Consider the following 22250-nt stretch of genomic DNA (forward strand, 5'->3'; position numbering starts at 1 on the left):
TCAAACCTCCGTTCCCAGGCGCTTCCAGCGTCGGGCAAAAGCCTCGTGCCCACCTTCCATCACGCGACAGACCTCTCGACGCACCGAGGCCTCCTGCAACGAGCCACTTTGTTGCACAAAGCACTGTCCGCGACCGAACTCCATGATGTGCACAAGTTCAGCATCGCCATTGACGACCACGTTCGGGTTGTGGGTCACGACGATGAGCTGGCGGCGCAGTTTGTTCTCCCGAATCTGCCGAACGATCAGGTCATAGATCAGATGGTTGTCCAGGTCGTCTTCGGGTTGATCGAGTACGATGGGCTCCTCGCCAAACGCCAACAAGAAGGCCAGCAGAGCCGCCGAACGCTGGCCCTGCGAGCCTTGACTGATGGAAGTCCAACGGCCATCGCGCTGATACTCAATCCGCAAATCGTCTTCCGGAAACCACGCCAGAACGTGATCGTCAAACTCTGGCTTATCACTCTTGCGCTTGAGATAGTTGCGGAAGTGCCCTCCCAAGGTGGCGTCTCCGTCCAGCAAGCGGCGTTTAGCCGCTTCGAGTGCACGGGTCTTGGTGGCCTCGTCCGCCTGTGCCAGATCGAATGCCATCCCACCCGAAGGATCGCCGTCCTCCATCAAAAGGATGTCGTCAGCAAATCTTTCGTCCGTTACGTCGATCAATTCACGCAGATCGCGCTCGATCTGCCGCGCATCGAACCCAAAGGCAACGACCGCCATGCGGACATGGGGATTACCAGCCAATGCGTTCTCAATGAACAACTGGCGCGCCTGCGTGATGGCCTGTCGCTTTCGGGCCACGAGCGCCATTTGCGCTTCAATCTGCTGCAATAGCGTCACACGGTCGCTCTGCATCTGCTTCAGCGCTTTGTGTTGTGCTTCCAGTTGTTGGCGTTCTTGAGTCAAGCGAGCGAAGGCCTGGGGGTCGTTCACTCCTTGCTGTGCGAGTTGCTGTTGCAGCGCGGCATGCGCCTGCTGTGACGCCTGGACACGCGCCTGCCATTGCACAAACCGAGCATCCTTTGGTTGGGATTCACCGAGGGCAAAAAGCTTGCGCGCCTGTTCGAGGATGCCAATACGGATCTGCTCGACCTGCTGATTGATCTCTGCCCGCCATGCCAGCAAACCAGCATCCTGTTCGGTGAAATGCTGGCTGGACCAATCATCCAGCACGATGAGTTCGGGCAACTCGGCAATACGAGTCGCACCATCACGCAGTTGTTCGAACAGCGTCTTGACTTCCCTGCTTTGGTGCTGCGCTTGTGCGTAGGCGCGCAGTACCACTGCATGGTCGGTCTGCGACAAGGCAGCCAGCTTTTTCCCGGCCTCATCCAGCTTGCGCTCGACCTCCGCCTGCCCGGCCAGCTTGCCGTTTAACTCGCGCAATCGAGCGCGCTGCGTGAAGAAAGTGCGTTTCGCTTCTTCAACGGATTGCTTCAGCGGATCGACGTTGGCCGCTTCGTCGATGATGGAGAGCAGCGTCTGCCGTCCGCCGCCCGCCAACGCCGCAATCTGCCCTTGGGAAAAGATACGTAAGGGGAAACGCGCCGCATTCACACTCTGGCTGGACGATGCATGCCATTGTCCTGCTCGCCATTCCTCGACTGCGATGTATTGGCCTTCGGGTTGCCATCGTAAACGAAGGCGCGCGTCTTCATGCTGCCATTCCAAGCCGATAGTAGTATTCGAGCGCAAGGCGCCTTTATCGTCCCGGCCATTGGCCGACTTGCAAAACGCTGCAAACTGCGCCGTTGGTTCACTCCCTTGGCCCAGCGCCACCAATTCCTGTTCACGCCGCGCCGCCAGTCGGAGGGCGTGTACCACGGTAGATTTGCCCGTGCCACGGCCACCAACCACCGCATTGAAAAACGGAGAGCAGGCCAATCGTGCTGGCTGCCCATTGCCCATGTAGCGAGCCTGCCCGACCTCGATGGCTGTAATGATGTGGGTTGGCACCCGGAAGGGGTCAAAAGCGCCCTCGTCACTACGCCGAATCGACACGCCATTGCCATCCAGCAAGGCCAGCCGTAGCCCTTCCAGCGTTGGCGATGCCATCTTGACCCAAGTGTAGCGGCTGCCGGGAACAGCAGCCCCTTGGAAGCTGTGGCAATCGCTGCCGAGTACGCGAGCAAAGCGAGATTCGTCTTGCGCAACGCATTGCGGCCATGGCATCGACGTGTCGCACCACTCCACCGCTAGCCCCCCTCCGACCGCAATGGCCTGACGCAACGTGTTGCTGTCGAACTGGCTCTGGCTGGTCCCCGGTCGGCATTGCAGCAAACCCTTGGCTTGGTCAGCGTGAGCAGGAATTGCAACGGCTCCGGTCGCCTGGATAGCGCGAATCACCTCGGCGATACCCATGCTGGTTACGCCGTCGCTGTCTCCCTTAGTACCCTGATAATCGACTCGGCCCAACAGGGTGTCGATGTCCCCGGACGTCGCTGCGGGATCGAAGAGAGCTAGCACGTGTACCCCACCGTTGGCCGAGATTTCCACTCCAGGAAAGATCGTCAGCTCCCGAAACCCAGCAGGCACCGGACCTGCGTTGGCCTGCTGCTTCATCGTTGCGTAGGCCGATTTGAGCCGGTCGATCCACGCGCCACTGTTGTGATCGGTCACCGCCACACAGTCAATCTCTTGAGCCATGTACTGTCGCAACCAGTCTGCCTCGGTTAACGTCAGATTCTGCTGATGCCAGGGCGTATCACGCGAGGCTGGTGTATGGGTATGGAAATCGAATTTCCACCAGCGCGAACCCGGGTACGGCCACTCCATCGTTGCCATGTCTTTCCCCCTTAAATATCCAAGGCGCCCTGCGAGCCGACCAAACCGGCGTCACCGGCAGACTGCTCAATGCTGGACCACGCCGTCACCAACTCGTTATAGGCGCGGGCCTCTTCGGCCCAGCCTTTGCGCTCGCAGAGTGTGTAGAGGCGGTAGGCCAAAGCTCGCATTGGTTCGGCACGTGCAGGCATGCGGGCCAGCAATGCACCGGCAGCGGATTCGCCCTGGCTGTTGAGTGCACGAATCAGTTGGTGCAGAGCCTCCCAAACAGGTGTGCGCGTATCGGTCTCGGGGCTCCAGTCGGCAGGCAATTCAGCCCAGCGCAGTAGGCGCAACTTGCCGGCACCGCTCTCGATCACGCCCGCATCCTGCAAACCGCCGACGCTGGTGCCTTTGGCGCGGGCCAACACGTCAGCTTCACCGTACTTGCCCTCAGCCCAACCCAGCGACTCAAACCAGTGCAGGCAGAACTGCGTGTCGTGGTCGAAATCATCCTCGGCAAAGAAGCGATTGATAAGTTGCAGCGCGGTACGCACGCTCATCGGTTTGCCGTCAGCTTCGAGAACGGCAGCGTACTGGCTGAAGATCGCCATGCCGGGGCCGATGATGGCCTGCGACAGATCGACCGGAGCAACTGGCGAATTGACGCCGCCACGGGTCATATCAAGCAGAGCTTCGGGCAGGTGAGAATTGAGTTCGCGCAGAAATTCGCGGCGGCTGACCGTGAGGGCATCGGTGGCGCGTTTTCGGCAGACGAGGACGATACTGGAGGCGAGTGCGTTGGTGCCGGAGCCGATCATTCGGTTGCTGAGTTCGGTACGCATCGGCCAAGTGCCGGTCAAGGCAAAGCCAGCGCGAAGAACCGCATCAAGAAAGGTTTCCCAACCTGTACTGTGCGTCCCAGCTTCACCCTTAGTCTCGGCTTGCTTGAATGCGTAATAGATTGTCACCGGGAAAGCGCCATGAGCTTGTTCGGCCAGATTACGCATCGCATGCGTCATGCCATCAAGGAAGAATATTTCCGCTTCCTCTTTGCCGCCGTGGCGGTAAGAAGTGGCGACCAGTTCCTCAGCCTTCGGCACAGCCAGAGTCGCATACAGGCTAGGGAAAATTGGTTTCAGACTCCTGCGTAACCACACGTAAAAGAAATCTGAGAGGTCGGCATAACCAATGTTGTCGTAGTACGGGGGGTCTGTAGAAACGACTTTTGCAGTACTGATAGTTTGGGTTTGGGCATCGGATTGCTCGGCATAGCCACGAGCCTGAGTCGGCATAAGTTGCAGCGCTTTATAGGCCCAATCGATCCCGCTGCTCACATTACCCGTTGAGTCAGAAAATGGATTTGTTTCCGCATAGTCCCAAGTCATGGGAATGGCTTGTCGTCCGAAGGTGTTGCGAATCAGATCTTTGCTGGAATGCCAAGTACAAATCGACGACCAGTAGTCGGACGCTTTGTCTATGGAGAAAGCCAAAAACACTCCGATTGCCTGCGCATACGCCGTCGCGCCAGCGCCGACTTTGTCGAGCGGGAGGTCGTGGTCGAGCGCTGCGGCGGCATCAGGCCGATTTTTTTGCAAGTTGTCATTGCGCTCCCAGGTTGCAAGAGCGTCCTGCCGACAGCGCTCTATAGCCTCGGACACTAGGTCGGAAAGTGTTGTCAGCGCGACTAGCTGACGCGACGTGAAGAGGTCGCCCCATTCCGTCAAGCCGTAGGGCACACATGTGCCGCCAGTCAGACGCGCCGGGACATTGCCCGAAGGTTTCCATGTGGGCTTCGCTAGCAAAGGGACGGTTTCGTGCTCGACAGTCGGCGCCAGATAAATGCGGCCACGCACACCTTCTGCCACAATCGCCATCAAACGAGCCCCCATTCGACCCGCTTGGCCTTCTGCCTTTATATAGTTGCCGCTAATCGGGGTTTGCGATAACACGCAGGCGAAGTTGGCTCCGCGCCCAGGGGCCTTAGTGCCGTCAATTGCCTTGGCGGTTGGGGCTCCCGTTTTCACAGTGAAGCGATAGCAGTCCCCATCCACCACTGGCTCGACATATGCTTCCTTACCTTCCTTGCTAGACAACACGAAAGTTGAGACCAGCGGCACTTCTGCGTGACTGAAAGCCGGATTAGGGCTTTTTACTGTTCGAGCCCATAGCCAAGCAATGACCGTCAACTTCTGCCCAAGCAAAGGCTTGAGGTCAGGACGCTCGGAAACTATCTCTGCCGTAATTTCTAATTTCGGATAAAGATGACCGATGCGCTTTTTTGCCTCAGACCTCATCCAATCGCCATAACGCCGAACGTCCTCGGCCAGCCCCCGCGCACCCGCCCAATCCTCACTCAGGCTGCCTTGTTGGTCACCGGCCAGCCTTGGCCCGACTGGTGCGCGACCGGCAAAGCGCGGCGGGATTTCGATCATCGCTTTGTTGATTGTCACCGCCACCGGATTGAGGTCGCTGGCGTAGCTTTCTAGCCCCAAGCGCTGCGCCTCCAACGGCAACGCACCACCGCCAGCAAAGGGATCATGGAAGGCCGGCAATTTGTCTGGGTTGAACAAGTCAGCCGCCTGCGGATGCCCCTTGTTCAGCTCACAAGTCTCGCGCCAACTGCGCACGATTTCGGCACGCGCACGGGACAGCACCTCCTCGTTGTTGGTGTTCTCCCAGAGAACGAGGTCCTCGATGATCTTGAACAGCCGCTCGCGCTCGATAGCGGCCTTTTCCTTGTTCACACCGTACTTGAAGCCGCCGCCTTGCTGGTAGCCGGGATCGTTGACCATCTGCGCGAAGATCACTGCACGTGCTGCCGCAAGCGGACGTCGCGCCCACCACAAATGCAACGTGCTCGGGTGGCCGTGACGAATGGACTTTTCTTTTGCCGCTGCCACGTTAATGGCATCAAGCGGTAGGGCGACTTCGATAAGCTTCTTTGGAGTTTTGATGGTCGTGGTCATTTGTTTTCCTGCTGCTTGCTGCCTTTTGTTTTGTTGGTGCGAGGCGGGCGCTTGGGCGTAGCCGCAGCTAATTCCTTGGCCTTTTCTTCCAAAACTTCCGCGTGAATCACTCGCTCTACGATATCTATGACGGTGTTCAATGAGTCGGCAGTCGGTTGATGTCCTCTATGCATTGCGGCAGAGCCTGCCTCAAATGCAGCCTCAATAATAGGGCGTTCTTGTATGCTCAAAAGATTCGCATTTTGCAAAGCATCGAGACCCGCAACAAAACTGCCGTGATCCCCAATCTTTTTGGAGATCGCTTTGTCGATGATCGACCTTGCTCCCATCATTGCCAATCGCCTGCTGTCGGCGTGCAATGCGGTATAGACCTCATCGAGTAGCCCGTGATAACCCGGAGCCTCTCGCCGCAACAGCCAATCAGGTTTTCGCCTGGAGACTCGTGGAGGGAAATACGTCGGGGTATATCCATCCTGCGGGTCATCCTCTGAGCACCAGTCGATTCGACTCATGGCAACCTCGTTGCATCCGCAGCATTGCAGAATCCGCCAGTTGGTGCCCACCGAAACCGTGCATCGGTCTGCGTCAAAATCGCGTGATCTACGGATCAGTTTCACGACTTTGTGCAAAGTTTCTTGGCAGCATTCATTGCAATGCGACCAAATCGGGGGCTCCGTTTTTGCTCTCGTGCCACTGGTCATAGCGCACTTCCGGGTTTGATGGATCGCTTCAGCAGTTCTGGCAAGTCAAGATTAATGCTGGTCACCGCCCAATCTGGTTCCTGCGTAAAAGGCGTGGACACGTAATACGGACCTTCGTGGTGATCGCCATCGACGATGACTATTGCCAGAATGAATTTGTCCTGCTGATTGAGGCCATAGAGGATTTCATTGCGGGTGACGGTAATCGTGCTTTGCCCCTTGGCGCGACCCTTGACCTCAATGTGTCGTGATGCGGGCAGCTTGCCGTCGATGGCCCTTGGCAGGCTCGTTACGTCCCAGCCACATTTCTGCGCCGATACGTCGATAACTTCATGCCCGAGTGCGCGCTCGGCATCCATCACGGCATTCATGGCGATCCACTCGACGCGTGCACGCGCATCGGCGTCGGCGCTCCATCCCGGTTGGCCTTTGCGTTGTGCCAGCAAGCCTGCCGGAATGACCAGCGCACCGCCAGCCACCACGGGTGTAGCCGAGATAACGTGGCGCATGGCGAGGAGTTCCTTTTCACGCGACTCCCGGCGTGCGGTCAGATCGTCAATTGTGCGGCGGACGTTTTCGAGCGTCAGGCGAACGTCTTTGCCGGCAGCCATGTCGTCTCCGAGCTTGATGTAGCGATCCGACCAGTAGTTGATTTCCTTGACCAGACGTTCGTGAACCGCATTCAAGGTCTTGTCGACGTGCTTTTCGCGCCGGCTTCGCACCTCGTCGAAATGTTCGGGCACGAGATGCGTCGAAGCATGCGCCAGTGCCTGCTGTTCAAGGTTTTGCGTGATCCACGGCGCGGCAAGCACGTCTTCGATCAATGCAACGTCTGCCTTGTCGATGGGTTCAAGGTCGAGGTGAGGTGCCCAGCCGGCGTTAATTGCGCCGCCTTGCGGATCGATCTCGACGAACTGCATGCGCCGGGAGACGACGTGCGTCAGGTCGGCGCCTTCCTTTACGGAGTGGTCGATGATGAGCATGACCTTGGGCGTAATACCCATGTCGCTTGAGTCGACGAGGATTGCACCCTGCTTCAGCTTGTTGCGGTGCTGCTCCATCACAATGTCAGTCACCGACTGCATCAAGGGATGGCCGGGGTGCATCAGGCTCGCCATCGGTGCCCCGATCTTGTCGGCCACGCGGACGAACTGCTTCTCGAAGCAGACGCGCTCATAACGGCGCAGCACCGGGTCGGCGTTGCGGCGATCCCGGCCAGTGATTTGCCGATCACGTTCGCGGATATTGGCCGGAACGTGGGTAATCTCGTAGCGGCCCTGCTCACGTGGCCGCAGTTCGCCACCCAGTCGTTGGAATGCCTGATTGAAGAATGAGCGGATGAAATAGGGCTGAAGCTTGCGCGCTTCGGCCTTTTCCATTTCCTCCTTGACGGCGAACAGGCGGCGCTCGTCCATCACTTCTTCGCATAAGGCGTTGCGCTTGATGATGGTTTCGAGATGCTGCGTATCCAGCGCGCCTTCTACTTTGCGATGCAAGCGGGCACGAATCTCGGGGTCGTCGCCGTAGCGGATGGCTTCGATCAACAAATCTTTGAGGCTCTTGTCCTCGAACACTTCGCCGAGAATGTCGAACACGCGACCGCCCAGTGCCTTGCGCTCGACTTCCAGTTTTTCAAAGAGGCGCTGAAAAACATCGCCTTCGCGGGTCTCGGCGGCGACCATGTTCCAGAGGTGGCATACCTCGGTCTGCCCGATACGGTGGATACGTCCGAAACGTTGCTCAAGCCGGTTCGGGTTCCACGGCAGGTCGTAGTTAACCATCAGGTTTGCGTTTTGGAGGTTCACGCCTTCGCCTGCCGCGTCGGTCGCCAGCAGCACCCGAGTGGAAGGATCGTTGCGAAATAGCTCCTGCACCTTGCGGCGATCTTCGCGTTTGACGCCGCCGTGGATCATAACCACGGATTCCTCATTGCCGATCAGGCCGCGAATCTTGACGGCGAGGTAATTCAGCGTGTCCCGGTGCTCGGTGAAGATGATGAGCTTGCGCTGGCGACCATCGGCATCACGCATCTCCGGTGTGTTCTGGAGCAGCTTGGAAAGCTCGTCCCATTTGCGGTCTTGGCCGGAATGGACGACTTGCCGTGCTTGTTCCTCCAAGCCTTCGAGGATGATGATTTCGGCTTCGAGTTCCTGAATCGTTTGGGCGGCGGTGGCCTGATCGACGACGGCTTCCTCGAAGTTTTCGTAGTCATCCGGCGATAGTGCGTCGGCTGATTCCCAAATGTCGTCCGGTACGTTGTTGAAGGTAGTCGTGTTAAGGGTTTCAGCCAGCGAGTGCCCACGCTGGCGCAGCTTCTCGTCTTCTACACGGCGCTTGAGCTTGGAACTGCGACGCCGCAGTGACTGGTAGATCGCTTCCGGGCTGGAGGCCAATCGACGTTGCAAGGAAGTGAGTGCGAACCCGACCGTGCCCTTGCGTGCGCCATCCTGAAGCTGATCGGCGCGGTTCATTTCCTCCTTCACGTAGTCCGTGACGGCGGTGTACAGCGCGGCTTCGGGGTCAGATAGTTTGTAGTTGGCGGTGCGTGCCCGGCGCTCAGGGAACAGGGGCGAGCCATCGAACTTGAGCAGGTCTTCCTTGACCATCCGGCGCATGAGGTCGGTCACATCCACCTTGTGCGCGCCATCGCGGAACTTGCCGTAGAAACGGTCGGAGTCCAGCAGCGACATGAACAACTGGAAATCTTCCTCCTTGCCGTTGTGGGGCGTGGCGGTCATTAGCAGGAAGTGACGGGTAATCGACCCCAGCAACTCGCCAAGCAGGAAACGCTTGGTCTTATTGACCTTGTTGCCGAAGTAGCTGGCCGAGAGCTTGTGCGCTTCATCGACGACGATCAGGTCCCAATGCGACAGGCGCAGCTTTTCCTGTAGGTCTTCGGCGCGGGACAGTTGATCGACGCGGGCAACCATCAGGTCGATGTCGTCGAAGGGGTTGCCGCTGCGCGACTGCTCAACCTGCTCGCGGGAAAACAGCGTGAAGGACAGGCCGAACTTCTCAAACATTTCATCCTGCCACTGCTCGACCAGACTGCCGGGAGCAACGATCAGGACGCGCTTGGCGTCGGCACGCATCAGCAGTTCGCGGATGAACAACCCGGCCATGATCGTTTTGCCCGCACCGGGGTCGTCTGCCAGCACGTAGCGCAAGGGCTGGCGCGGCAGCATGGATTCGTACACTGCGGTGATCTGGTGCGGCAGAGGTTCGACGTTGGAGGTATGAACCGCCATCATCGGGTCGAACAAGTGCGCGAGATTGATCCGATAGGCTTCGGCGGCGAGCTTGAATTCCTCGCCGGGTGCATCGAATGCCCACGGACGGCCAGCTTCGGCCAGCGACAGGTTTGCCTCGTCGGTGCGGAAGAGCATGCGCTCAAGCAGCTTGCCGTCCGGGGTCTTGAAATAGACGGTGAGGGCGTTGTCGCCGACTGGCTCTGTCGTGACGACGCGAACAACATGCCCCGGCTCGATACCGGAGATGGCTGCATTTTTCTTGATGTCTTCGAGTTTCAGCATGGTCAGGCTTTCTCCGGCTGTTCGTACCCCGGCGCCAACAACAGGTTGGTCACGCCGTAGAGGGCTTGCCGGTTGCGCAGCCAAAGGTGGAATTCGGACCCGCGCAGGCAATGGTTTTCGGTGCAGTCAACATTCCAGCGACGCACCAAGTAGCCGGCGAGCGCTGCGCGAACCAGCACCTTGAGTTGCCCGTCCTCCATGCCGTACTCGGCCTCGATGGTGTCGGGGTGCTGGACGTTGGCGGGGTGCGGAACTAGTTCGAGGTCAACGATGCGATTCCATTGATTGTCGCGGTCCGAGGTCTCGTGCTCGCCGATCTCGCTGCTTAGTGCCTTGGCGTCGGCGATGCGTGCCAGTACGAAATCGCGGAATTCGCCGCTGCGACGATCAAATGCCCGAACGTGCCAGCGCTGTCCGTTGTCGGCCAAGGCGAAGGGCACGATCTCGCGTGTGGTCAGGCCGCTGGTCAGCGCACGGTAGGAAATCTCGACCGGTGATTTGCTGTAGATGGCCCGCGTAACCACCGAAAGGGTATCGAGGTCAATCTTGCTCGATACGACCATCGGCTCGCAGGGAAATGGCGAGCGGAGGCGCAGCGGCTCGGCATCGCCGAATCCTTGCGACAGCCAGGTCAGGATACGGTCTGCCGAGAAGTCGAACACCGGACGGAACCATTCGCCACAGCGATACGCCTTGCTCTTGGCGTCGTAGTCGAGGTTGCGCGGTGCCAAATCCTTGTATGCGCCGAGGTCGCGTGTCGCTGCCGCCGTTTGAATACCGAAGCGTGAAACGAGGTCTTGACGACGAAACTCCCCGACGAAGCGAAGACGCAACTCGATGAACGCGAGGCGGTCACGCTGAGATTGGGTAAGTTCCGACAGTTGCTGAGTGGTCATGCTGGTTGGTCTCGCGGCAGTTAACTGGTAGCTTATCCGCGCCTTATTGATAAGTCAATAAGGCGCAAAATGATCGTAATCAGAGATTGTTTTAATTCTTACGTCGAACCAGAGAATGCGGCGATTAGGCTTTTAACGTCTGTAGCGATTTGGCGATCCAGCGCGTCGAAGACATCAAACATCGGGGTGTCGTCTCTGTAGCGGTTGAACCATTCTTCGTTTGAGAAGGGCATCACCAAGTCTGCTTCGCGCTGAAGACGGTCAATTGCGGCATCGGCCCTGCGGTTACGGACGCCCTCATACTCGAAGGGCGTTACCACGGCGGCAACCGTCACTGCCCCGGCATCACGGGCTGCACGCGACATGATCGGCGTAATGCCGCTACCGGTCCCGCCGCCAAGCCCGGCGAGCAGAACGACCATGTCGGAACCGGTGAGCAATTCCGCCAAGACGGCCCGATGGCGAAAACAGGCTGCGCGTGCTGCATTGACTCGTCCGCCAGCACGGACCGGCGCGAGCATCAGCGTCTTGATCGGTGCCAGCGCAGGATTGGCATCGTTGGCAATATCAACGAACTCCAACGCGTGCGGGCCGAGATCGATGCAAACATAGCTCAGTGCCACACCCGCTCGATCCAGAATGTTGCTCGCACGCAGCGCAGTGACAAGGTTGCATCCAGCGGCACCGATACCAATGATCTTGCATGAGGGTGCTGGCGATGCGAAAGCGGGAAGACTCAGGCTGGCAATACCAGCGCCGAACGTTTGCAGGAAAATCCTGCGATTCATGTTGGTTCCCTCGTAGTAGAGGCGCGATTACCAGTTGGCGAGTACCTCCTCGTCAGTGGGCGCACCTTGTTTGAATTTCGGAGGCGCGTCGTCTGCGGCGTAACCCGCATGAACGTCGCGCTCCTTGACAGGACGAATGACAATGTCCCCGGCGTCGGTGAGCCGCACAAACAAGTAATCGCCGGGACGCAGCCCGGTGCGCTCAATCACGTACTGGGGCAGGCGTAATCCCAGGCTGTTGCCCCACTTGCATAGTTTCGTCGGCATGGCAGTTCGATAACCTCGCTGATAATCAATGGCTATCAAATTGCCAATCCGGGGTTCCTGAACAGATAGGCGTAACCGGCCTTGACCATGCACCGGTTACGCTACCGTCGGCCCTATTTGCCTTCTGGCCGCAGGGGCGTTACTCCGATGTGCCACGAAATCGGGAAGCCCTTGATGTCCATGCGCACGTGCTGTTCAGGGGGAACCCAGTACGCTGGGTCAATGCAGTACTCGACGTTGGGCTTGCCTGCCGCCCCTCGCTGTCGGATGAAGATCACGTGGCGACCGATCTCGGTTTCGGGGTTGTACTCGACCATGCCGATACAAACATCCGGGAGGGAGGCGATGCCGGCGCTCTCCTTGTATACCGTCGCGGTGAAAGACCAGTTGGCGAGTAGCTTAGCGATCAGGACTTCGTCCATGATCGTGTAAGGACCATTTTTGGGAAACTTGAAACGGTCGACAGCGACCTGACGAACCTCGGCCAGCGGACGATTGACGATCATGGCGATGCAGGCCAGCCAGCAATCGAACTCATTGGTCTGGGCGACGCGTTTAAACGCCGGCTGAAAACCCGTTGCCGGGGCTTGTGCTGCGGTGGGAGCGGTAGCCATAAGGCCTCCTTGAAAAGTAGTGCGAGAAAAAAGCGCAGCACTACCCGCCCGATGGACGAGGCCTCGGGTTTGGTTTCAACGAGTAGGGAATTTGCCAGTCGGCGACGCCGTGCCCGATACGAATTCCGGGGGGCTGTCCGATCAAGCGAGTGATGCTGCGCAGTGAGTCACGTTTCGGTCTGCAAGCCAATGGCCTGCCGCAAACGTGACGAACGTAGTTTCGCCGAACCTGCCAAATTTTTCAGGACGGAAAAACTTCGCCGCTGACGCCGCCAAGATATTGCCCGTCCGGGCTACCCGGCTTGGGTGAACGCACATTCCTGGCTACACGTGTGTCTAGTGTGGGAAAATACTCGATTAGTTATAGATTTAACGGCATCTTCTAGCCGAAAAATCACTGCAATCTATTGGCATATGTTGTTGACGGTATCGGTGACGGTATACGACGTATTGCCCTACTAAGCACCGCATGGATACTGAGTTATGAAGCAATTAAACATAATCGCACGCTACGTCGAGCGCATGCTCAACCCGGACGCACCCGATGCACCCGATGCACCCGATGCACCCGACTCCCCGGAGGCTCAGTAAATGTCACCCCTAAGCAGATCACCGGCCATTGCCTCGATCGAAGAAATCATCGTCGAAATGCGTGCCGGGCGCATGGTCATCCTGGTTGATGAGGAAGATCGTGAAAATGAGGGCGACCTCGTCCTGGCCGCCGAACACGTCACGGCGGAAGCCATCAACTTTATGGCCAAGCATGCTCGCGGCCTGATTTGCCTGACGCTGAACGAGGCGCGCTGCAAGCAGATCGGCCTGACGCAGATGGCGCGCGACAACAAGAGCGCCTACAGCACGGCCTTCACCGTCTCGATCGAAGCTGCGAGCGGTGTCACCACCGGCATCTCGGCGCAGGACAGGGCGCGCACGATTCAGGTGGCCGTGGCACGCGACGCGCGGCCGGAAGATATCGTTCAGCCAGGTCACATTTTCCCGATCACTGCCAAAGCCGGCGGCGTGCTGGTTCGTGCTGGCCACACCGAGGCTGGTTGCGATCTGGCCCAGATCGCCGGACTGGAGCCTTCGTCGGTCATTTGTGAAATCCTCAAGGACGATGGCTCGATGGCCCGTCTGCCCGATCTGATCGAGTTTGCGCGTGAGCATGGCCTGAAGATCGGCACCATTGCCGACCTGATCAATTTCCGTAGCCGCAACGAAACACTGATTGAGCGCACTTTCTCCAAGCCAGTTAAGTCCGTGCACGGGGAATTCACCCTGCATGCTTATTCCGACCGAACCTCTAATGAAGTTCATCTGGCGCTGACCAAGGGTGAGATTCGCCCGGATCGGGAAACGCTGGTGCGGGTGCATGAACCGCTGTCGGTACTCGATTTTCTCGACCCGTCCAGCGGACGTCACAGCTTTTCCCTCGACCAGGCGCAGAAAGCGCTGGCGCAAGCCGAATCGGGTGTCATCGTTCTCCTGCGCCGTCCGGAAACCTGCCACGACATTCTGGCGGCGCTTAGCGAGCAATCGCCCGCGCAGCGCCCGGCAGCGAAATGGGACCCGCGCATCTATGGCATCGGCGCACAGATCCTGCGCGATATCGGCGTACGCAAGATGAGGCTGCTGGCCAGCCCGCGCCGCATGCCGAGCGTCATGGGTTTCGACCTCGAAGTGACCGGTTACATCGCCACGCCGGCCGAACTCGAATGATCCGATCCGAATTCCCGGAAATTATCAGAAAGCGCTGACATGGCCCGCTACGAAAACAGTTACGAATACGAAACCGTGCTAGTTGGTGCTGGCCTCACCGTCGGCATCGTCATGAGCCGCTTCAATCAGGATGTCTGCGAAGGCCTGCTTGCGGCCTGCACGACTGAGCTCAAGCACCTTGGAGTCGCCGAATGCGCTATCGAGATCGCCACCGTTCCCGGCGCGCTGGAAATTCCGCTTGTTTTGCAAACAATGGCGCAAAGCGACCGCTATGATGCCCTGATCGCACTCGGCGCCGTTATTCGCGGAGATACCTATCACTTCGAGGTGGTTTCCAACGATTCCTGCCGTGCCGTCATGGAAGTGCAACTGGATACCGGCATCCCTGTTGCCAACGGTATCCTGACCTGTGAAGACGACGATCAGGCGCTGGCGCGCATGCAGGTGAAGGGCTCTGACTGTGCCCGCACTGCTGTCGAGATGGCCAACCTGCTGCGCGTAATTGGAGAAAGACCTTCATGAGTAAAACGCCAATAAGTACGCCTGGTGCAGAAAATCCTGTCAAACCCGCTCCAAAACCAACCGCCAAATCACCACGTCGCCGAGCTCGCGAGTTTGCCCTGCAAGGCCTCTACCAATGGCAGATCAGCGGCAATGACGAGGCCTCGATTGAAGCGCATCTGGCCGATATCGCCGGTTTTGACAAGGCAGATCGCCAGTTTTTCGTCGCTCTGCTGCGTGGCGTCCTTGTCCAGTATGCTGCTTTGCAGGAACAACTCCAGGCGCACCTCGACCGCCCCTTCAAGGAGCTTTCGCCTGTTGAGGCCAGCGTATTGCTGGCGGGGGCCTATGAGCTCGCCAACTACCCGCAAACCCCTTATCGCGTGATCATCAATGAAGCCATCGAACTGGCCAAGAGTTTCGGCGGCACCGATGGCCACAAGTACGTCAATGGCGTCCTCGACAAGCTGGCCGCCAAACTGCGCCCGGTTGAAGTCGAAGCCAAACGCGCTGCGCGGGTTAGAAGCTAAGCGCCTTTGTCACAGAGTGCACAGAGGCACTGAGTTCACAGAGAGAAGCATGTTTGGTCTTGCCTCCATGATCTCTGTGCCTCTGTGCGCTCTGTGTTGAAAGAGTCTGCTCCATGCCGCCCTCCGAATTCGACCTGATCGCCCGCTACTTCACCAAGCCGACACCACAAGCCGTCCTCGGCCCCGGTGACGACTGCGCGTTGCTGGCGCCTTCGCCGGGGATGGAACTGGCGATCACGACCGACATGCTGGTCTCCGGCACGCATTTTCTGCCGGACACCGATCCGTGCCAGTTAGGCTGGAAAACACTGGCTGTCAACCTTTCCGATCTCGCTGCGATGGGCGCCAGGCCACGCTGGGTATTACTTGCCGGTAGTCTGCCGGACGCTGATGAGAACTGGATTGCCGCCTTCGCAGACGGCCTCTTTGTCTGTGCCAGACGCTACGGCGTCGACCTTGTCGGAGGCGACACGACGCGTGGTCCGCTCAATCTGTGCATCACGGCGCTTGGCGAGGTTCCGGCCGGTGCCGCGCTACGCCGTGACGGGGCGCTGGCCGGTGATGACCTGTGGGTTTCCGGCCAGCCGGGATTGGCCGCGTTAGGCCTCGCACAAATTCAAGGCCGGACGCAATTGCCGCAAGCACTCGCTGCCCGCTGCATCGCTGCCCTGCAAAAACCGACACCGCGCATTGAGCTTGGGCTGGCCTTGCGTGACAGAAAGCTGGCGCATGCCACCATTGACGTCTCGGATGGCCTGCTCGCCGATCTCGGTCATATAGCCGATCGTTCCGGGGTTGATGCCGAGGTTTTCCAGACTCAACTTCCTTACCTGCCTGCGGGGGCCGATCCCTTGCTGGCCCGCCACTGTCAATTGGCCGGCGGCGACGACTACGAACTGGTGTTTGCCGCGCCACCCGACAAGCGCCATGAACTGGCCGAACTGGCCGCTCAACTCGATCTGCCGCTGTGGCGCATCGGTCGTATTATTGAAGGCAAGGGTGAAGTACGCCTGCTCGACGAAAACGGGCAGACATTACCCATGACACGCAAAGGATTTGATCATTTTGGTCAAGATTAAATGTAATCCGCCATCGCTCCGCTTCCTCTTTTCGCATCCGGCGCATCTGGTTGCTTGCGGATTCGGCAGCGGCCTGTCGCCCTTTGCGCCGGGTACCGTCGGCACCCTGTTCGCCTGGGCATCCTTCCCGTTGCTCAGACCGTGGATGAACGACTTCGAACTGCTCGCTTTACTTGTTGTCTGCTTCATCGGCGGCGTGCTGGCCGCGCACCGGACGGGCGCCGATCTCGGCGTCATTGATCATGGCAGCATCGTCTGGGACGAGATCGTCCCTTTCTGGATGGTGCTGGTGTTTTGTCCGGCGGGATGGCTGTGGCAAACCACAGCGTTCTTTCTCTTCCGCTTTTTCGACATCGTCAAGCCGCAACCTGCGCGCTACTTTGACGAGAAGGTCAAGAACGGTTTCGGTGTAATGACCGACGACCTGATCGCTGCCGGTTACACGGTGCTTGTACTCGCCATCCTGCAATTCATTCTCAAATGAATCAGCAAGAACTGGAGGCTCTTGCCGCACAGGTTGGCTCGCTGTTTGAGGCCAATGGCCAGAAACTGGTTACGGCCGAGTCGTGTACCGGAGGCTGGGTTGCGCAATGCCTGACAGCCGTACCCGGCAGTTCGGCATGGTTTGATCGTGGCTTCATAACCTACTCGAATGCTGCCAAGCACGAAATGCTTGATGTCGAATTCGACACCCTGAATACTCACGGTGCAGTCAGTGAAGCAACCGCAGCGGCCATGGCCGCTGGAGCACTCTGCCACAGTCAAGGTGACTGGGCCCTGGCGATCACCGGAGTCGCCGGACCAAGCGGAGGTTCGCCCGATAAGCCCGTCGGCACCGTCTGTTTCAGTTGGGCTGGAGCGGAAGGCAGGATCGACACCCAGACTTGCCACTTCAAAGGCTGTCGCGAGGAGGTACGCGCACAGTCGGTCGAGCATGCACTTTCGGGAGTTCTCAGGCGCGCACAGATAATGAGCGCATAGCGAGATCGGACAAAATAACGGCAGAGCTAGCCGAAAATAAGTCCGTCCAGAAAGACAATGCCAATCATGACTCGAATGCTGTATATAATGTCAGTACTCGACACCTGCAGGCTTACCTGTCGAACATGAGATAATTCCCGTCAATAAAGACAAAGGACACGTAATGGACGACAACAAGGCAAAAGCGCTGGCGGCAGCGTTGGCTCAGATCGAAAAGCAGTTCGGCAAAGGCTCAATCATGAAGATGGGCGACGGCAGTGTTGCCAACGACATTCAGGTCGTGTCCACCGGGTCGCTCGGGCTTGACATCGCACTTGGCATCGGCGGCCTGCCGCGTGGTCGCGTGGTCGAAATCTACGGCCCTGAATCTTCCGGCAAAACGACACTGACGTTGCAGGTCATCGCCGAAATGCAAAAGCTTGGCGGCACCGCTGCTTTCATTGACGCCGAACACGCTCTCGATCCGACTTACGCCCAGAAACTTGGCGTCAATCTTCAAGAGCTCCTGATTTCACAACCGGATACCGGCGAACAAGCGCTCGAGATTACCGACATGCTGGTCCGTTCGGCGAGCGTGGACGTCATTGTCATCGACTCGGTCGCAGCCCTCGTACCGAAAGCCGAAATCGAAGGCGAGATGGGCGATTCGCTGCCCGGCCTGCAAGCCCGCCTGATGAGTCAGGCGCTGCGCAAGCTCACGGCAAACATCAACCGGACCAACACGCTGGTGATCTTTATCAACCAGATCCGCATGAAAATCGGCGTCATGTTCGGTAGCCCGGAAACCACGACTGGCGGTAATGCGCTAAAGTTTTACGCTTCGGTACGCCTTGATATTCGCCGTATTGGCGGCATCAAGAAAGGCGACGAGGTTATCGGCAACGAAACACGCGTCAAGGTCGTCAAGAACAAGGTTGCACCGCCTTTCCGTGAAGCCATTTTCGACATTCTTTATGGTGAAGGCACCTCGCGTGAAGGCGAAATCGTCGAGTTGGGCGTCATCCACAAACTGGTCGAGAAATCAGGCTCCTGGTACGCCTACAATGGTGAAAAAATAGGTCAGGGCAAAGACAACGCCCGCGAATATCTCAAAGCCAACCCGAAAATCGCTGAGGAGATCGAGGCCAGGATTCGTGCTGCGGTGAATGTCCCTTCGCCCAAGCCGATCAACGCCACCGAGTAATCTGCCATGAGCAGCACGCTGCGCGAGCGTGCCTTGCGGTTGCTGGCACGCCGCGAATACGCCCGAGCCGGATTGGCACGCAAGCTCTCGTCGTACGCCGAGTCTGCAGAAGAACTTGGGGCGTTGCTTGATGGCCTGAGCGCGCGAGGAGTGCTTTCCGACGAGCGCTACGTTGAAATGCGAATTAACGCTCGCGGAGCACGGTTCGGAAATGCCCGTTTGGCATACGAACTGCGCACTCAGGGCGTATCCGAGGAACTGGTTGCTGCCGCATTAGCTACCAATGTTGATGAATTGACACGAGCGCGCCAAGTCTGGCAACGTAAGTTCGGGGACAAGTCCGGGGCAGTTGATGCAGCCGGGCGAGCACGACAGACGCGTTTTTTGATGAGCCGGGGATTTTCCGGGGAAACTATCCGTCGCGTATTGCGCGGCGATTTTGAAGACGATTGAACGATGTCTGAAATGACTGCCAGCATTAGCACGCAGAGTACGAAGAGTACTCTTTCCACGCATAACCTGAAAAAGCGCTACAAGAAGCGTACGGTGGTTGAGGACGTGTCGGTCGAGGTGGGTAGTGGCGAAGTGGTCGGCCTGCTCGGCCCGAACGGTGCGGGGAAAACGACCGTTTTTTACATGGTGGTCGGTCTGGTTGCCTGTGATGGCGGTGACGTTTATATCGATGACAAGAAAATCACCCACCTGCCCATTCACCAGCGCGCGAAACTCGGTGTTTCCTACCTGCCGCAGGAAGCTTCGGTTTTTCGCAAACTGACGGTCATTGAGAACATCAAGGCGGTTCTGGAACTGCAGAATCTGGCGCCTGACGAGATTGAGCGACGTGCAGAACGTCTACTCGAAGAACTGCATATCAGTCATATCCGCAACAGCTCGGCCGCCTCACTCTCAGGTGGCGAACGTCGAAGGGTTGAAATTGCTCGCGCGCTGTCGACCGAGCCGCGCTTCATTCTGCTCGACGAACCCTTTGCTGGCGTTGATCCCATTGCCGTGCTGGATATCCAGAAAATCATCCGCTTTCTCAAGGAGCGCAATATTGGCGTCCTGATTACGGACCATAACGTTCGTGAGACCCTGGGCATTTGTGATCACGCCTACATTCTCAACGAAGGCAGCGTTCTCGCCGCTGGCAGACCCGATGAAATCATTTATAATGAAAACGTACGGAAGGTTTATCTAGGCGAGAATTTCCGTCTCTGAGCCTGCCGCTTGCTCCTCCTGATTCCCTGAACGAAACGAGTAGCATCCTCCAATCCGGCGGCCGGTTCGGCTCCGTAAATGAAACCATCCCTCCAGCTAAAGCTTTCCCAGCATCTCGCGCTGACGCCCCAGTTGCAACAGTCGATACGTCTGTTGCAATTGTCGACGCTTGAGCTTGAGCAAGAACTTGAAAAATACCTTCAGGAGAATCCTCTGCTCGAACGCGAGGAAGAGGAGTATGCGCCACCGCAATCCGGCACCAGCGAAGTCGAATCCGATGCACTCGACGCGGAGAAACCCGAAACCGAGATTTCCACGCCTTCGTCAGCCGATGACGAGAGTTGGCTTGGCGAGGAAAGTAGTTACTCCAGTTCGGCAGGATCTTTTGACGATGATGACAGCGACTACCAGGATGTGCAGGCCGCGACCACTTCTCTGCGCGAGCACCTGTCATGGCAACTGGGATTGATGAGCATTCCCGACCGGGATCGCACCTTGGTGCAGTGCCTGATCGACGCGCTCAACGAGGATGGTTATCTGACCCAGTCGCTTGAAGATCTCGCCGAAACGCTGCCGCCCGAACTTGAAATCGAGCCCGAGGAATTGCAGATCGCCCTCAATCACCTGCAGTGTTTCGACCCGACTGGCGTTGGCGCACGCAACGCGAATGAGTGCCTGGCGCTGCAATTGGAAGCGCTGCCTGCAGATGAAACACAGGTTCTGGCGCTGAAGATCGTTCGCCATCACCTCGATCTTCTCGCCAGTCGTGATTTCGTGAAACTCAAGAAGCTGATCGAATGCGACGACGACCATTTGCGTAGCGCTCAATTTCTCATTCGCAGCCTGAATCCCAGGCCCGGGGCAAAGTATGCGGCGCTGGATGCGCGCTACATTACCCCCGACGTCGTGGTGCGCAAGATCGTTGGCCAATGGACGGTCAACGTTAACTCCGACGCATTTCCTCGCCTGCGCATCAATAGTCTGTACGCCCAGATACTCTCCAGGCAGCGCGGATCAGGACTTGCTGGCCAGTTGCAAGAAGCTCGTTGGCTGATAAAAAACGTGCAACAACGCTTTGACACAATCCTGAGAGTGGCGCAGTCTATCGTTGATCGTCAGCGGCAGTTTTTCGACCATGGCGAAGTTGCCATGAGACCACTGGTGCTACGAGAAATCGCGGATATCCTGGGCTTGCACGAATCAACCATTTCCCGAGTCACTACGCAAAAATACATGGCCACTCCCCGCGGGATTTTTGAATTGAAGTATTTTTTTGGCAGCCACGTCTCCACTGAAGCCGGCGGCGCATGCTCGGCAACGGCTATCCGCGCGCTGATCAAGCAGTTGATTGGTGCAGAAGACCAGAAGAAGCCACTTTCTGATAGTCAGCTATCCGAAATTCTTGGTCAGCAGGGGATTGTTGTCGCACGGCGAACAATTGCAAAATATCGGGAAGCGCTCAGCATCCCTCCGGTTAAACTGCGCAAGACGATTTGACAGGAATTGTAAAAATCTTGACTTCAGAAGATGAAAACAATACCCATTTCCCTCATCCTCGACCTCTCTTGCACGAGTGGGCGAGGGGAGATTTGACGGTCGCTGACGCGACTATAACCTTGATAAGGAGCCACACCATGAATCTGAAAATCAGTGGGCACCACCTTGAGATCACTCCGGCCATACATGCTTACGTCACCGGGAAGCTTGAGCGCGTCATACGTCATTTCGATAACGTAATCGATGTGAATGTGATTTTATCGGTGGACAAGCTGAACCAGAAGGCTGAAGTCACCGTTCACCTCCCTGGCAAGGATGTTTTCGTCGAAGCCATTGACGAGGATCTTTATGCCTCGATTGATAGCTTGGTCGACAAACTCGATCGCCAGATACAGAAATACAAGCACAAGCTGCAAGACCATCATCGCGGCCAAAAAATTAGTCAAATCGTTCCGGAGTAACTGGATCAGTGCGGCGGGTTTGGCCATTTTGGCCGAACCTGCAATCCTGATATTGCCGTTTTCTCAAAATGCTTGCTGCCACTGATTTCTCTCCTGTATGAGCCAGATCACACAATTATTAGCCACCGAAAACATCGTCCTTGATCTTGATGCGAGCAGCAAGAAGCGCGTTTTCGAGAGAGTCGGCCTGCTTTTCGAGAACAATCAGGGCATCGCCCGCAGCGCAGTATTCGACAGTCTTTTCGCTCGCGAAAAACTCGGCTCGACCGGCCTCGGCCAGGGTATCGCCATTCCTCACGGCCGCATCAAAGGGCTGAAGGAAGCCATGGGTGCATTTCTGCGTCTTGCCGCACCTGTTCCATTCGACTCGCCAGACGGCAAGCCGGTTTCTCTCCTGTTCGTATTGCTTGTTCCTGAACAGGCAACAGAGCAACACCTGCAGATCCTTTCTGAACTCGCCGAACGATTCTCGGATCGCGCTTGCCGCGAAGCACTCTGTACCGCAGATAGCGCTGACATGATCCGCCAGATATTCGCCAACTGAGAGTCC

At 57.7% G+C, this 22250-nt stretch carries 20 protein-coding genes; 12 read left to right on the top strand and 8 right to left on the bottom strand.

Features of this window, described 5'->3' with window-relative positions:
* From ACOYNV_RS04635 to ACOYNV_RS04670, 8 genes are all read right to left on the bottom strand, one after another.
* Complete coding sequence (locus tag ACOYNV_RS04635) at positions 1–2784, bottom strand: TrlF family AAA-like ATPase (protein WP_422898579.1); 2784 nt, start codon at positions 2782–2784, stop codon at positions 1–3.
* 11 nt (positions 2785–2795) lie between these two features.
* Positions 2796–5732 carry a DUF1156 domain-containing protein gene (locus ACOYNV_RS04640; RefSeq protein WP_422898580.1) on the bottom strand — a complete coding sequence of 979 codons (2937 nt, stop codon included), beginning with the start codon at positions 5730–5732 and terminating at the stop codon, positions 2796–2798.
* Entirely contained in the window at positions 5729–6244 is a 516-nt protein-coding gene (locus ACOYNV_RS04645) for a DUF4145 domain-containing protein (RefSeq protein ID WP_422898581.1), read from the bottom strand. The genes ACOYNV_RS04640 and ACOYNV_RS04645 overlap by 4 nt, the downstream gene beginning before the upstream one ends.
* A 185-nt stretch (positions 6245–6429) precedes the next feature.
* Positions 6430–9966, bottom strand: a complete 3537-nt coding sequence (locus ACOYNV_RS04650; RefSeq protein WP_422898582.1) for a helicase-related protein — start codon at positions 9964–9966, stop codon at positions 6430–6432.
* Positions 9967–9968: 2 nt separating this feature from the next.
* Positions 9969–10862: a WYL domain-containing protein gene (locus ACOYNV_RS04655; protein WP_422898583.1), complete on the bottom strand. Its 894-nt coding sequence runs from the start codon at positions 10860–10862 to the stop codon at positions 9969–9971.
* Positions 10863–10960: 98 nt separating this feature from the next.
* Positions 10961–11650 (bottom strand): hypothetical protein, encoded by a 690-nt coding sequence (locus ACOYNV_RS04660; RefSeq protein ID WP_422898584.1) that lies wholly within the window; start codon positions 11648–11650, stop codon positions 10961–10963.
* Between the two features lie 27 nt (positions 11651–11677).
* Positions 11678–11917: an AbrB/MazE/SpoVT family DNA-binding domain-containing protein gene (locus ACOYNV_RS04665; RefSeq protein WP_294248872.1), complete on the bottom strand. Its 240-nt coding sequence runs from the start codon at positions 11915–11917 to the stop codon at positions 11678–11680.
* 113 nt (positions 11918–12030) lie between these two features.
* Positions 12031–12531 (bottom strand): hypothetical protein, encoded by a 501-nt coding sequence (locus ACOYNV_RS04670; RefSeq protein ID WP_422898585.1) that lies wholly within the window; start codon positions 12529–12531, stop codon positions 12031–12033.
* Positions 12532–13122: 591 nt separating this feature from the next.
* Here ACOYNV_RS04670 and ribBA point away from each other — a divergent pair.
* The 12 genes from ribBA (at position 13123) to ptsN (ending at position 22244) form a co-directional block, all read left to right on the top strand.
* Positions 13123–14250, top strand: coding sequence for a bifunctional 3,4-dihydroxy-2-butanone-4-phosphate synthase/GTP cyclohydrolase II (gene ribBA / locus ACOYNV_RS04675; RefSeq protein ID WP_422898586.1), 1128 nt, complete (start codon positions 13123–13125; stop codon positions 14248–14250).
* A gap of 39 nt (positions 14251–14289) precedes the next feature.
* Positions 14290–14772 carry a 6,7-dimethyl-8-ribityllumazine synthase gene (ribH, locus tag ACOYNV_RS04680; protein ID WP_422898587.1) on the top strand — a complete coding sequence of 161 codons (483 nt, stop codon included), beginning with the start codon at positions 14290–14292 and terminating at the stop codon, positions 14770–14772.
* Positions 14769–15281 carry a transcription antitermination factor NusB gene (nusB, locus tag ACOYNV_RS04685; RefSeq protein WP_422898588.1) on the top strand — a complete coding sequence of 171 codons (513 nt, stop codon included), beginning with the start codon at positions 14769–14771 and terminating at the stop codon, positions 15279–15281. The genes ribH and nusB overlap by 4 nt, the downstream gene beginning before the upstream one ends.
* Positions 15282–15394: 113 nt before the next feature.
* Positions 15395–16360, top strand: coding sequence for a thiamine-phosphate kinase (thiL, locus tag ACOYNV_RS04690; protein ID WP_422898589.1), 966 nt, complete (start codon positions 15395–15397; stop codon positions 16358–16360).
* Positions 16347–16844 (top strand): phosphatidylglycerophosphatase A, encoded by a 498-nt coding sequence (locus ACOYNV_RS04695; protein WP_422898590.1) that lies wholly within the window; start codon positions 16347–16349, stop codon positions 16842–16844. The genes thiL and ACOYNV_RS04695 overlap by 14 nt, the downstream gene beginning before the upstream one ends.
* Positions 16841–17341 (top strand): CinA family protein, encoded by a 501-nt coding sequence (locus ACOYNV_RS04700; protein WP_422898591.1) that lies wholly within the window; start codon positions 16841–16843, stop codon positions 17339–17341. The genes ACOYNV_RS04695 and ACOYNV_RS04700 overlap by 4 nt, the downstream gene beginning before the upstream one ends.
* 163 nt (positions 17342–17504) lie before the next feature.
* On the top strand, positions 17505–18524 hold the full coding sequence (gene recA, locus ACOYNV_RS04705; protein ID WP_422898592.1) for a recombinase RecA: 1020 nt from the start codon (positions 17505–17507) through the stop codon (positions 18522–18524).
* 6 nt (positions 18525–18530) lie between these two features.
* Complete coding sequence (gene recX, locus ACOYNV_RS04710; RefSeq protein WP_422898593.1) at positions 18531–18977, top strand: recombination regulator RecX; 447 nt, start codon at positions 18531–18533, stop codon at positions 18975–18977.
* 12 nt (positions 18978–18989) lie between these two features.
* Positions 18990–19742 (top strand): LPS export ABC transporter ATP-binding protein, encoded by a 753-nt coding sequence (gene lptB, locus ACOYNV_RS04715; RefSeq protein ID WP_422898594.1) that lies wholly within the window; start codon positions 18990–18992, stop codon positions 19740–19742.
* Between the two features lie 78 nt (positions 19743–19820).
* Positions 19821–21239: an RNA polymerase factor sigma-54 gene (locus ACOYNV_RS04720; RefSeq protein WP_422898595.1), complete on the top strand. Its 1419-nt coding sequence runs from the start codon at positions 19821–19823 to the stop codon at positions 21237–21239.
* Positions 21240–21376: 137 nt separating this feature from the next.
* On the top strand, positions 21377–21700 hold the full coding sequence (hpf, locus tag ACOYNV_RS04725) for a ribosome hibernation-promoting factor, HPF/YfiA family (protein ID WP_422898596.1): 324 nt from the start codon (positions 21377–21379) through the stop codon (positions 21698–21700).
* Between the two features lie 97 nt (positions 21701–21797).
* On the top strand, positions 21798–22244 hold the full coding sequence (ptsN, locus tag ACOYNV_RS04730) for a PTS IIA-like nitrogen regulatory protein PtsN (RefSeq protein WP_422898597.1): 447 nt from the start codon (positions 21798–21800) through the stop codon (positions 22242–22244).
* Positions 22245–22250 lie beyond the last annotated feature (6 nt).

The sequence above is a fragment of the Propionivibrio sp. genome (genome assembly GCF_049316945.1).
Taxonomy (GTDB): Bacteria; Pseudomonadota; Gammaproteobacteria; order Burkholderiales; family Rhodocyclaceae; genus Propionivibrio.